Origin of the sequence: Enhygromyxa salina (assembly GCF_000737335.2) — a bacterium.
GTDB classification, from domain to species: Bacteria; Myxococcota_A; Polyangia; order Nannocystales; family Nannocystaceae; genus Plesiocystis; species Plesiocystis salina_C.
Genome location: NZ_JMCC02000025.1, coordinates 19,552 through 31,699, shown reverse-complemented (window position 1 = coordinate 31,699; position 12,148 = coordinate 19,552). Strand labels below are relative to the sequence as shown.

General features: G+C 67.2%; 11 protein-coding genes and 1 tRNA gene. 3 read left to right on the top strand and 9 right to left on the bottom strand.

What is annotated here, in order from left to right; all coding sequences use genetic code 11:
* Positions 1–57 precede the first annotated feature (57 nt).
* Together DB30_RS11075 and DB30_RS11070 are read right to left on the bottom strand one after the other, a co-directional pair.
* Positions 58–639, bottom strand: coding sequence for a protein-disulfide reductase DsbD family protein (locus tag DB30_RS11075; RefSeq protein ID WP_052548367.1), 582 nt, complete (start codon positions 637–639; stop codon positions 58–60).
* A gap of 38 nt (positions 640–677) precedes the next feature.
* Complete coding sequence (locus tag DB30_RS11070) at positions 678–3,575, bottom strand: MSCRAMM family protein (RefSeq protein ID WP_146658498.1); 2,898 nt, start codon at positions 3,573–3,575, stop codon at positions 678–680.
* A 400-nt stretch (positions 3,576–3,975) separates the two neighbouring features.
* On the opposite strand from DB30_RS11070, the gene DB30_RS11065 reads away from it, so the two are divergent.
* Positions 3,976–5,265 (top strand): serine/threonine-protein kinase, encoded by a 1,290-nt coding sequence (locus DB30_RS11065; protein WP_165703704.1) that lies wholly within the window; start codon positions 3,976–3,978, stop codon positions 5,263–5,265.
* Positions 5,266–5,307: 42 nt separating this feature from the next.
* On the opposite strand, the gene DB30_RS11060 is transcribed toward DB30_RS11065, so the two are convergent.
* Positions 5,308–5,757, bottom strand: coding sequence for a hypothetical protein (locus tag DB30_RS11060; RefSeq protein ID WP_052548364.1), 450 nt, complete (start codon positions 5,755–5,757; stop codon positions 5,308–5,310).
* A gap of 574 nt (positions 5,758–6,331) precedes the next feature.
* Between DB30_RS11060 and DB30_RS11055 the strand changes: the two genes are divergently transcribed.
* Positions 6,332–6,757 (top strand): acyl-CoA thioesterase, encoded by a 426-nt coding sequence (locus DB30_RS11055; RefSeq protein ID WP_052548363.1) that lies wholly within the window; start codon positions 6,332–6,334, stop codon positions 6,755–6,757.
* 8 nt (positions 6,758–6,765) lie between these two features.
* Here the strand turns inward: DB30_RS11055 and DB30_RS11050 are convergent, their stop codons facing one another.
* The 4 genes from DB30_RS11050 to DB30_RS11035 all read right to left on the bottom strand — a co-directional run bounded on the left by DB30_RS11050 (position 6,766) and on the right by DB30_RS11035 (position 9,511).
* Positions 6,766–7,611 carry a hypothetical protein gene (locus DB30_RS11050; protein WP_052548362.1) on the bottom strand — a complete coding sequence of 282 codons (846 nt, stop codon included), beginning with the start codon at positions 7,609–7,611 and terminating at the stop codon, positions 6,766–6,768.
* Positions 7,608–8,525 carry a hypothetical protein gene (locus tag DB30_RS11045; protein ID WP_146658495.1) on the bottom strand — a complete coding sequence of 306 codons (918 nt, stop codon included), beginning with the start codon at positions 8,523–8,525 and terminating at the stop codon, positions 7,608–7,610. Before DB30_RS11045 ends, DB30_RS11050 begins: the two co-directional genes overlap by 4 nt.
* An 82-nt stretch (positions 8,526–8,607) precedes the next feature.
* A complete protein-coding gene (locus DB30_RS11040; RefSeq protein WP_052548360.1) occupies positions 8,608–9,069 on the bottom strand; it encodes a hypothetical protein in 462 nt (153 codons plus the stop codon).
* 37 nt (positions 9,070–9,106) lie between these two features.
* Positions 9,107–9,511: a Rid family detoxifying hydrolase gene (locus DB30_RS11035; protein ID WP_052548359.1), complete on the bottom strand. Its 405-nt coding sequence runs from the start codon at positions 9,509–9,511 to the stop codon at positions 9,107–9,109.
* 73 nt (positions 9,512–9,584) lie between these two features.
* On the opposite strand from DB30_RS11035, the gene DB30_RS11030 reads away from it, so the two are divergent.
* Positions 9,585–9,657 (top strand) — tRNA-Val (locus DB30_RS11030).
* A 74-nt stretch (positions 9,658–9,731) separates the two neighbouring features.
* Here the strand turns inward: DB30_RS11030 and DB30_RS11025 are convergent.
* Positions 9,732–10,868, bottom strand: coding sequence for an esterase/lipase family protein (locus DB30_RS11025; RefSeq protein ID WP_146658494.1), 1,137 nt, complete (start codon positions 10,866–10,868; stop codon positions 9,732–9,734).
* A gap of 570 nt (positions 10,869–11,438) precedes the next feature.
* Positions 11,439–11,861: a peptide-methionine (R)-S-oxide reductase MsrB gene (gene msrB, locus DB30_RS11020; RefSeq protein WP_052548357.1), complete on the bottom strand. Its 423-nt coding sequence runs from the start codon at positions 11,859–11,861 to the stop codon at positions 11,439–11,441.
* Positions 11,862–12,148 lie beyond the last annotated feature (287 nt).

Genomic DNA, 12,148 nt, shown 5'->3' with positions numbered 1-12,148 from the left:
GGCCGGACGGAGGCCAACCATAGCAGCTCTACGGCAGCTCTGGCTGACCCGGCCCGCTCACTTGACGGCGACTTGAAACTCGAGCGTCTCGGTCTTGGGCACGCAGGCCGTATCTTGACATACGGCAAACTTGAGCTCGCCAGTGAAGGTCTTGTCGCCCGCCTCGGAGGGGGTGAACTTGACGGCGAACTCGCAGTTTTCCTCGTCGAACTTGACCGCGTCGTCCTTGCCGAGCTTGGGCTTGGCGACCACCACACCGGCGGGCGCCGTGACCTGCAGCTTGGTCGGGTACTCCAGGTTCATGTGCCAGGTCTCGCTGGGGATCACGCGAATGCTGACCTGGCCCTCTTCGCCGACCTTGCCCTCGGCCGGATCGATCTGCAGGGCGTACTGCTTGTTGTCGCCCGCTGCGTCGCCCGCCGCGGTCCCCACCTTCTGGTCCCCATCGACCGGCTGGCCCTCGACCGCGGCCGGGTCACCCTCGGGCTTGGCGGTCGGGTTGGCGGCCTGCTTGGAGTCGCCATCTTTGCCCTTGGCGGCCCCGTCGCCGGCATTGCTGGCGCACGCGGGCAGCATCACGCCAACGAGGGCAAACAGCGAGAGGGACGAACAGACACGGAACAGCTTCGACTTGGACATGATGGCTCGAGCTCGGGTGGAGGGACGCAGAGTAGAACTCACAGCCGATCGAATCGCAACCGCACCGCTTTTGTTACCTCACCACGAATAATATCGGATCGCAGCTCGACTGGCGCAAGCACCGCGGACGACGATGGCGGCGGCTCGGCACGCACCTCGACGTCGCCAGCCGGAATCCCCTCTACGATCCACTCGCCGCGTCCGTTGCTGCGGGTCGACCCCAGCAGCTCGCCGCGCGTCGAGCGAATTTCGATCGTCGCGCTCGCGACCGGGTCGCCAACGTCGTCGTCGATCGTGCCGCTGATCGACCCGCCTTCGACCAACTCGACCGTGACGCGCACGAGCGCGGCCCCGTCGCGCCTGAGCTCGACGGTCTTGGCGACCCAACCGGCAGCGCGCAGCTCGAGCTGCGCGGACTCACCGACGAGCTGGGTCAAGCTCGCGGTCCCCTGCTTGTCGGTTGTTGCTTGGGCGTGCCCCGCGACCAGCTCGACGCCGGCGATCGGATCCCCGCGGACCGCCGAGCGCACCAACACGGTCGCCGCCCACCCCGCGTCGAGCACGATCTCGTGGCGCAGGCCCGCGCGCTCGTCAACGACCGCGTCACTCGATGCTGGCACGTGCCCGCCATGGCTGAAGTCGATCTGGACCCGGCCCGGCGCGAGCTGGTCAAACCCATACAGCCCGCGCGCGTCGGTCCAGGTGATCAACGAGGCCGACAGACCATCGAGCGGGCGCAGCTCGACCTCGACGTCGGCGATCGGCTGGTTGTTGCCGTCGACGACCCGGCCTTCGAACCGGCCGTTCGCGGGTGAGAGCTCGACCTCGAGATCCATGGGCGCGTCACCGAGCTCGACCTCGACTTGCTTGGGGATCATGCCCACGCCGCGCAACACCAGGCGCTGATCACCGCGGCGAAACCCAGCATCGAACACGCCACGATCGTCGGTGGTCAGGATCATTCCGTCGCCAAGATCAATCTGGATCCCGACGAGCGGCTGGCCATTGGCGCTGCGCACCACCCCCGTCAGCGGCACGCCCTCGCGCAGCCGCAGCTTCAAGCCGGCGTGGACCTCACCCGAGCGCAGCTCCAGGGTCGTGACCGCCGACCCGGCGTGCTCGCCGTGCCTCGCCCAGATCCGATAGGAGCCGGGCAGCAGCGAGTCAACCTCGAAGCGCCCGTGCTCGTCGGTCACGATCACGCCGATCCCCCCTTCGTCCTCGTCCTCGGCGAACAAGGGGATGTCCAGGACCGCGCCCTGGGTCACGCCGAGGCTGCCGTCGCTCGCACCGATCGCGGCCGCGAACATCCGTCGCCGCGAGTCGCCCTCGCCAACCGAGAACGCGACGTCGCTGTCGAGCAGCACCTCGGCGCCGGCTACAGGGCGATCGTCCTCGTCGACCACGACGCCCTCGAGCTTGGCCGGACGGATCAGCACCACGACCTGCTCGGCGCCCTCGAACCCCTGCATCCCGACCTCGACCTCGACCGCCTCTGGTGGCAGGTAGCCGTCCGCGTCGGCGTGGACGAAGTACGGGCCCGGGACCACCGGGCCGACCTGGGCGCGCCCGTCCGGATCGGTCTCGGCCGTCTTTTGCAGCATCCCGATCTGGCTGTAGCCAAGGGTGACGCGGGCCCCGGAGATCGGTTCGCCGTCGGGATCGACGACCCGCACGGGCACCCGAAACGCGGGCACCAGCGCCAGGCTGACCCGCAGATCCGGGGTGATGTTCTCGAGCGGCACCGAGGCAAACTCGGCCCCGCCGGGTTCGCTGGCGGGCACCGTGACTTCGACCCCGTAGATCCCGTCGGCGAGCTGCTCGAAGATGAAGCTGCCGTCAGCGGCGAGCGAACGCTCGACCGCCGGCCACACCGACGAGCCCTCGAGCCGTACGACCGCGCGGGCGATCAGCTCGGGCGTGGCCACGACCGCCCCCTCGAGATCGATCAATTCGTCGAGCACCATCAACACCGCGTCTTCGGGCGAGATGGCCTCGACCACCGACAGCGCGTAGCCGGGCTTGATCCCGCGCAAGCTCAGCGGGCCGTAGGGCACCGTCGTGAACTCGAACCGGCCCTGCTCGTCGCTGACGGTTCGCCATGGGATCGGCTCGTCCATGGTTGGACGCGGAAGCGCCTGGACCTGCACGTTGGCGAGCGGATCGCCGCGCGCGTCAACGGTCTGACCGCTGACGACGTGGCCTTCTCCGAGCGCGACGGTGACGAGCTCGATCGTGTGGACGCCGTCAACGACCTGTTCCCCCTTCGCCCCGACCGGGGCGTCGACTTGGGCCTCGACCAGCCCGCGAAGGTGACCAGCCACGAGGATCTCGACGTGCACGACCCCGGTCACCCCAGGCGCGAGCTCGAGCGAATAGTCCCCGTTCGCGGCGCAGGTCACCTCGCTCCCGACCAACTTCCCGGCCTGCCACGCCCGGACGCGGCAGTCCTTGGTGCCGGGCGGCTCGAGTTTCCACGCCGGAACCTCGGCGAGCATTGCTGCGAGCTCGGGATCGGCCAGCGATGCCGCGCTCGGCTTCGCGGGCGCCCCCGCCCCCTCGGCGTCGTCCTCGTCGAGCGCTATCTCGAGCCGCACCGCCCCGCGGATCACCGTTTGATGGGTTGGTTGGCCCGCCGCTTCGAGCTCGGGGGACGCGTCGGCGGACGCAACGCTGCCGATCATCGGCTCGGATCGGTCACACCTCGATGTCAGCACCGCCGCAACGATGAGCAGGATGATTGTGAACAGCGCCGCGCCGACACCAGAGCGCGATCCGGCGGTCTGATCTGCGGTCGGTGACGTGTCTGGCGATCCCGCGCAGTCGCGCGCAATCTCGCTCCCACCGGGCACACGCGCAGATTTAGCGAGCTCCTTTTGCTCGACTCGATCGGCGCTGGGTTCGAGACCGCCCGGCGGCTCCGGCTCTGAGGACACCGGCGCACCCTACCAACCCCTGAGGCTCAGCGGCATCCCCCGCTCACCGTCCGCGGCTGGGGTGACGACACACCCTCGCTGGCGGCCATTGCAGCCAACGAATCATCACATGCGTACGAATGCCACACCCCCGACATCCCAAAATTCCACGCTGCGGCGAAGCGCCCGCTTCACTCCAAAGTCCCTCGTGTGGGTGCTACTCGACGCTTGCGGTCCAGCGGGCGCCGCGCCGATTCATGACTACAGTCTCACCAAAGGTCACAACGCAGTCGAGTTTATGTCCAGAGTTACAGTGGAGCTGTGGTATTGAACAGATCCGATGGGTGCCGTACTTCGAGCTGTTAACGGTCATGGCGGGCGCCCCACGCCCGCTTGCGACCACGACAGCTTGGCGCAGGTCATGCTGGCCAACAGGTACGAAATCATTGGGCGGGTTGGCCACGGCGCGACGGGTACGGTCTACCGGGCCCACGACCACATCCTCGATCGCCCCGTCGCCATCAAGCTGCTGCAGCCGGGCGAGCTGGCGGTGGCGGAGCGCGAGGCCCAGGTGCTGGCCAAGGTCGCACACCGCAACGTCGTGACAATTCATGACTTTGGGCATGATCCTGGGCACGGGCTTGGGCACGGGCTCGGCCATGAGCTCGGCCATGGGTCGAGCGAGGCGAGCGGGCATCGCTACTTGGTGCTCGAGCTGCTCGAAGGCGTGGACTTTCGCGCGTGGCTGAGTCGGCGCCCCCCGTCTGCGCAGATCATCGAGCGCTTCATCGAGGCCGGCCGCGGCCTGAACGCCGCCCACCAGGCCGGCTTGGTCCACCGTGACTTCAAGCCCAGCAACGTGATCCTCACGGACGAAGGCCGGGTGGTGGTGATCGACTTTGGTCTGGCCCGCCACCTCGTCAGCCTCGACGAGGAGGTCGAGCCGTGCCGGTTCGCAGAGGGCACGCTCGCCTACATGGCGCCCGAGCGCCTCGCGGGTCACGACAATGACGAGCGCAGCGATCAGTTCTCGTTTTGTGTGGCCCTGTGGGAGGCCCTCGCTGGCACCAATCCATTCGTTGGCGACGACCCGCTCGCTCGCTACCGGTCGATCCGCGCCGGGCGGGCGCACTTGAAGGGTCGAGTGGGCATGCATGCCCAGCAGGTCCCCCGTCACATCATCGAGGCCCTCGAGCGCGGCATGGAGTTCGACAGCGCCGGTCGCTTCTCCACCCTGGGCGAGCTGCTCGGGGCGCTCGACCGCCCGGCCCCCGCCAACCATCGACCTGGCCGGCGTCCGCTCCTGACAGCGTTGGCGATCGGGGCAGCGTTTGCGCTGGGCTGGGGCTTCGTCCCCGAGGCTCCCACCGTCGACGTGGCCCACTCGAGCTTGGATCCGCGGGCCGACTTTGCGCTCACGATCCTCGAGTCTGCCCGCAAGCGCGCCGCCGACGGTGACGCCCGCTCGGCCCTCAACGACCTCCTCTACGCGGCTGAGCTCATCACCGCCGCGGGCGAGACCGGGCCCGAGTTCTGCGTCTTTGGCGGCATGATCCCCGACGTGGCGGATCTGATGGTCGAACAGGGCGGGCTCAACGAGGCGCGCATGGCCTACGCCATCGCGATCTCGTTTGCCAAGCCGTGCGAGAACATCTCCAAGACGGACCTCTTGGCCCGCCGCGAGTCGGCGCGTGCGAAGTCTGCTATTTAAGCCGCTGCGCTTGATTTGGCTAGGCCGCTGCGCTTGCTTGGGCTAGCCCTCGGAGCACTCCCAGTCGCCATCCTCGCCCTCGGTGGCGATCTGGCCGTCGGGGCACCAGACGGCGATTTGATCGGGCGGGCAGATCGCCGAGGTCTCGAAGCAGCCACCGCTGCTGGGGTCACAACACATGGCGCCAGGCTCACCCGGCGGATCGCCGGGCGCCTTGGAGAGGCAGTAGCCACGGTCACACGCGTCGTCGAGCGGGATGTAGGCCAGCACCTCGTTGGTGTTGGGATCGATGACCTCACCGGTCTTGACCCACGCGGCGAACTCGGACGAGCTGCATCCCCCTGGCCCCATCAACGTGATGGTGTTCTGGCCGTAGCAGACGTCTGCGTTGAGGACCGGCGCCGTAGCGGGGGCGTACTCGCACGCGAACGGGGCCGTCGTACACAAGTACCGGTACTGGCTGGCCTCGGACTCTACCTGTGAACCGAGCACTGCCACAAATCCAACGACCGCGGCCAGGGCAACTTTGACAACTCCACTTCGACGCTCCATGCGAATGACACTACATGCATTCACTGATCTTGTCCTGTCTTAGTTGCGCTGAAGTGTAACTTTTATTCAGACGCCCACGAATAGCATTCGTTTGGCGTTTGAACGTGCTTCATGCGAGATTCCGGCTTCGTGCCGCGATCGCGGCCCGGCCGCCATTCGCTAACAGCGACCGAAACACGTGGTCTTATGCCCCATTGTGGCGTTTTGAATGTCGCCGAGCGCTGCTCGTTTTTGCGAGTACAGCAATCTTGACACAGTCCCAAAAGGCCACATCCGCAGCTCGTAGTATGTCGAATGACATGCGCTCAAAGGTGGTATTTGAGATCGCAGAACATGGGCATACGCCCACTGTGGCGAAGCACCCCATTGGCTCGCGCTCGGTTCGCATTGAACTCATTGCCTCGCGCACGATTGGCCAACTGGACACTTACTGTTCCAAAGATCAATTCACGACGACGCGCGGGCGAGGCTGCTCGCTCGCCCGCTCGCGGGCGCGTTGGTAGACTGGTCGCCCGTGGGCAGCGAACTCTTCGAACTCACCCGAACGGTCGCACCCGCCGATATCGACCAGCTCGGACACGTCGGAAACCTCGAGTATCTAGGCTGGCTGCTCGAGGCAGCCGAGGCCCACTCGGCTGCGGTCGGGTTGACGTGGGCCCGCTATCAGGAGCTCGGCGGCGTGTTTGTGGTTCGCCGACACGAGTTCGACTACCTCGCCGCGGCGCTCGAGGGTGACCGGCTGCGGGTGCGCACCTGGATCTCGAGCACCGCGCGGGCGAGCTCCACGCGCAAGTACGAGATTCACCGCGACGCCACCTGCGTGCTTCGTGGGGTCACCACGTGGGCGTTCATCCGACTCGACACCGGGCGGCCGTGCCGAATCCCCGAGCCCGTGCTGTCTGCGTTCGGGATCGAGACCCCCAGCCACACCCCCACCTGAGTCTGGGGTCAGGTCCACTGACGTGCGAGCAGCACGGCCACCACGACGGCGAGCGCGACGGCCACGAGCCCGAGCAGCTTCCACCAGTCGATCGGGGCGTCACCCACGACCTCGCCGGTCTGACCGTTGATCAAGAAGCGCCACGGCCGATCGCGGAACCGGAACACGCCAATATGGACAGGCACCATCAACAAGCGGACGTCGCGGTCGTCGACCACAGCGCTGACCTTGGCGCTGACCATGCCCTGTGACCGCATGAGTCGGCGGCGGTGTTCGCTGGCGAGCTCGCGATGAGCCCGCACGCGCGCGCCCTGCTGGGTCAGCGCGGGCGGCTCCCAGATCACGCTTGCGTTCGTGCTCATGCTCGCGGCATCGCTCGACGTTGGCGCCTGCGTCCAGGCCACGGCAGCGTGCTCATCGAAGGGTCGCAGCGCGGACAGCTCGGCCTGGCTGAGCCCGGCCGAGGCCGGCACCATGACCGAGAGATCGACGTGGTCCACCCCGGCGATCGGCGTCTTGCCCGAGCGGGTGCTGGCTCGGCGAAGACCCGCGAAGTGGGTCTCGAGCCGCGAGTGGAACCGCCACGCGGGCAGCATCACGGGTTGGACCGTGATCTTCGCCGAACGCAGCGCCTTGGGCCGCAGCCACGAGCTCGCGGCCCAGGCACGAAACCGTGCATCTGCCGTGGCCGGCGACACCATTGAAGGTAGGCAGGCATCGGGCACCGGCAGCGGCTCGCTGGCCGCGTGGACCTCGAGCGCGATCGTGCCGCAGAACAGGCACGCCGCCCCGACCTGCGCGGCGTCCCAGACCACCGACCCGCCGCACGCGAGACATCGCAGTAGATCGCTCATCCTGCCCAAGCTCCCAGCCAGCGCCCGAGCAGCGCGACAACGCCGACGAGCGTCAGGATCGCCAGCACCAGCGCCGCGACCTTCTGCTTTGACACCGGCACCCGACCGACGACCCGACCTGTCTGACCGTTGACCACCAAGCGCACGACCCGCTCGCCGTGCCGCGCCGTGGCGATCCACACCGGCAACAGCACGAGCCGCCGCGACTTCACGTCGATCTCGCTGGAGATCCAATCTACCCGGTTGGTGTCGCCTGGCAGCAGCTCGCGCTGAATTCGAAACGCCTCCGCGTCGCGCAGCTCGTCGCGGGCCGTGTGCTCGGCGTCGATCTCGTCGATCGTCGGCAGCTCGGCCTCGAAGCCCGAGAGCAAGCGCGGATCATAGCGGGTCGCCCATCCCAGATCGAAAGGACCGAGCGCGTTGGCCTCGCGCTCGGGCAGCCCGACCGAAGCCGAGACCACGTGATCTTCGACCTGCCGCGCCGCCGATCCCCGCAGCGGGAACCACTCGGTCTCGCGAACCCGTCGGGTCTTGGTGGTGCCGTTGGGGTCCTTGTAGGACTCTTCCCGATACCAGTAGACACCGACCTTGGCCCGGTACTCGCTGCGCACGACGCCCTCGTAGACCCAAAACGGGACGAGCACCCCACGCAGTCCACGGCGGCGCAGTCGAAGGTCACGAAGCTCGCGCGGCGCGAACCGGCGACCGTCGAGATAGGCACGCAACGCGTCGAGGGCGGCCCGCTCGGGCACGCGAAACGGGACGATCGAGTGGAACGCCGTGGCTGCCCGAGCCTCGTCGACCATCGGCGAGTCGCAGTAGCTGCAGGCCGTGCTGAGCGCGGGGCCGTCAAACCATGACGACGCGCCGCAGCCGGTGCACTGCCGGATCATCGCGCTCGCCTGCCCGGCCACGATCACAGTCTACGCGCTGCGCTCGCCGGACTTAACCAGTGTTTTCAGCTCGGGCGAGAGGGCTTCTCGCCCGCTTGCGAACTCATTTTGCGAGCCGGGGTTCGGCTGCCTCGACCCGGGCGCGCACCTCATCGACGAGGTCGAGCGCCTGCTTCTCACCGATCCCGGTTGGCGCGAGGTGGCGGTACGCGTCGGCGACCCTGTGCCACGGAAACGCCTTGAGATCGACGCGTCCCAGCCACGCCGTCGCGGTCATCAGGCCCCGCACGATCGCCTCGTCGGTCACGATCGCGGCCATGGTCTGCGGCGCAGTCCGGAGCGCGAGGTTGATCTGCTGGCGTTGGCCGCTGTCGACCTCGACCGCGCCGATCGAGGCGGCGAGCACCTTGAGCACCTGGGGCGACGCGATCGTGTCGCAGTAGTCGCGCCACACCGCATCCGGAATTGGACCGGGCAAATTGAACGAAACCATGAGGTCGCCCACGACCGTCCAGTGCTTGGCTTCGAGTTTAATCATGTCCTCGGGGCCCGACCGAGTGTACATGCCGCGTGCGCACCGCCGAACTACGACGAGTGACGCGTCACGCGACCGCGATCACGTCGATCTCGACCAGGGCCCCCTTGGGCAGGGCCGCGACCTGGATCGTCGCCCGGGCGGGGTGTGAGCCGGGCTCGAAGCGCTGGCCGTAGATCCCGTCGACGGTGGCGAAGTCGCCCATGTCCGCCAGGTAGATCGTTGCACGGGCCACGTTGGCGAGGCTCATGTCCGCGGCCGCGAGCACGGCCGCGAGGTTGTCTAGGACCTGGGTGGTCTGCTGAGCGACGTCGCCAGGGATCCCCAGCTCCGGCTTGCCGGGGACCAAGCCGATCTGGCCCGAGGCATAGAGTGTTCGCGTCGCGCCCGATGCGACGATCGCCTGGTTGTAGTTCCCCACCGCCGCAGGGGCCCGCTCGGTGCTGATGACTTCGCGCTTGAACTCACTCACGCGGGCAGGATCGCCTGGGTCAAGCGTGCTTGCAAGCACCGTCGAAGCTTGCTAGAAGCCCGGTCCCGTCAACGGGCACGTAACTCAGTTGGTAGAGTGCCACCTTCACACGGTGGAAGTCACAGGTTCAAGTCCTGTCGCGCCCAACCCCAAACGACCAGCCAGGCCAGGCATGCCTAGCTGGTCGTTTTCAATTCTGCTTCCCAAAAAAACCGAGCCGCTAAGGTGCCGCGGCCCCACCCCATCCCACGATGAACCGCGCGACGTCGCCCCACAGCCGGGCAAAGTCGGGATGCCGAAACCCGCACCCCGTCGCGACCCAGTCCATGTGCGGCGGATCGTGCTGCCGATCATCGAAGTAGCCGATCACATCGTGGTGATCTGCCCGCGCCACGTGGATCACGGATCCATGAACCTGCGAGCGGGTCGGCACCAGGCCATCGTTGGCGCGGGTGTCCGGGATCTTCCCGTAGATCCGCTGCAGCGCCGCGCTCTGGGTGTCGGTTGGGGCCCCGAAGCTGTCGGGATCCTGGGTCGCGCACAGGCGGTACAGCCCCTGGTAGAGCAGATGGCTGACCTGGGCGATCGGGTTCATGCCCAGCTCCACGGTCCCGCGCAGACGCGGCGGACGGGCGCGGGTCAGCACGCTGGCGTAGCGGACCCCCGAGTTGCCGCGGACCCGCTGATCAAACCCAGACATCGCTTCGGGACGCAGCTGATGCAGCAAGCTCTGGTCGGCTCGCACGGCGGTGAAGAACTCTTCGATCGGCCGCACGCGCTCGCTCGAGAGCGGATCGGCGAGCAGCGAGTAGACCCGGTCGAGCGCCGACTCGCGCAGCATGATCAGCTCGTCGATCCGGCTGACGAGCCGCCCAAGCGTCATCGCGCTGGCGACCGGACGCCCGGCGAAGCGCAGGCCCTGCACGCTCAGCAGCGCGAACAGACGCAGGAGCTTCTGGCCCTCGAGGCGCACGAGGTAGTCGGCCAGCGGCGTGCCCTGGTGCGGGGTCGAGACCGTGGTCAAGCTGCGCACGCGGGCGCGCAAGCCGTCGAGCTCCGGCAGGCTGCCAGGGCTCAGCAACACCCGCGCGTCGAGACCGCCCGTGGAGTGACCGACCAGGTGGATCGAAGAGCCATCGGCGGGCACCCGCTCGCTGATTCGCTCGCCAAGGTAGCGGGCCCGGTTCTCGATCGAGGCGGTCGGGAGCGTGTCCAGAGCGTGGACGCGGGCCGCCACCCCAAGCTCGGCCAAGCGATCGCGCAACAGCTGCTTGACCCCCGTGAAGTAGGGCAAGCCAGCGATGGTCTGGAACCCAAAGAAGCCGGGTACGAGAAACACCTGGGCGGTCGAACTCACCTGCCACGGTTGTACCCGAGTGCACCCGTTCGCCGAAAAGCAGCGACCCGCCAGCAGCGTGCTGGCGGGTCGCAAAATGGTTCGCGTCTTGCGGAGAATCCCGACTTTCCTTGTCGGGTCGTGAGAAGTCGAAGGGCGCGGGGCGGCGCCGGAGCACCGCGTCGACTGTGTGTCGACCGCAGTGACCTTGTACCTTCGGCCACTCACACTCGGCAAGAAAAATTTGATAACAGCGGAATTGTTGCATGTCGCCCCACGCTGTCCCAAGTCTCCTCTGGTTTGAGTGCCAACGCGGATTCATCGCACGAATTGCCGGCACATTGGGGGCCGAAAGCCTCACTTATATGGCTACGTGGGCCTCATATCGTTGATTGCGTGAGATTTAATCAGATCTACCCCCAGCGCTTTCATTAGTGATCGCCGGATCATCGAGTGCAGCGATCGCTCGCGTCACGGTCCGGTCGCCAAGGCGCCCACTACAGTCCTGCTGTAATCCATGATCGCGCACGCAGCGTGGGTTTGTCCGCAGTCCGGTCTGCGGAGGGTCCCGTCCCACGCTACGCCGGCCGCTCAGCCTTCGTCGAGATCCAGCGAGGCCGAGTTGATGCAGAAGCGGACGCCGGTCGGCGCGGGTCCGTCTTCAAACGCATGGCCGAGGTGGGCGTCGCAGCGGCCGCACAGCACCTCGGTGCGGACCATGCCGTGGCTGGCGTCGGTCCGCGTGGCCACCGGCGCGCCTGGCTCGGGCTGGGTGAAGCTGGGCCACCCGCTGCCCGAGTCGTACTTGTGGTCGGACGAGAACAGCGTCGCCCCGCAGCACACGCACCGATAGGTGCCGGCGGTCTTGGTGTTCCAGTAGCGGCCAGTGAAGGCGCGCTCGGTCCCGGCCTCGCGTGTCACTTGGTACTGCTCGGGGGTCAGCTGCTCACGCCACTGCGCCGCGTCCTTGACGACGCGATCGGGGCTCGACGGTGGTTTGGATTGCTCGCTCACGTGGTGTCGCTCCTGTGTCGTGCGAGCGTGACACAGGTCGAGCGATCCGTCGCGCGACAGGTGGCGCGCACACCGACGTGGTCGCGTTCTCGCCTGGGAACACGAAGCCGCGGATCACACGATAAAGTGACAACAATTGTCGTCGGGGCAAAACGCATCACCCGGTTTGATCACGAAGGTCGATCGATGCCAGCGCTCGGCTCAGGCGGGGGTTTTCGCCGGCTTGCGGACGTTTGTGCGGACTGACGCCTTGGCCTGCAGCGATGATTCGGGCCTATACTGGGGAC

Coding starts and splice junctions, on each gene's coding strand:
- DB30_RS11040 (WP_052548360.1), bottom strand. CDS start 9,069: ATGTACACTCGGTCGGGCCCCGAGGACATGATTAAACTCGAAGCCAAG.
- DB30_RS11050 (WP_052548362.1), bottom strand. CDS start 7,611: ATGAGCGATCTACTGCGATGTCTCGCGTGCGGCGGGTCGGTGGTCTGG.
- DB30_RS11075 (WP_052548367.1), bottom strand. CDS start 639: ATGTCCAAGTCGAAGCTGTTCCGTGTCTGTTCGTCCCTCTCGCTGTTT.
- DB30_RS11065 (WP_165703704.1), top strand. CDS start 3,976: ATGCTGGCCAACAGGTACGAAATCATTGGGCGGGTTGGCCACGGCGCG.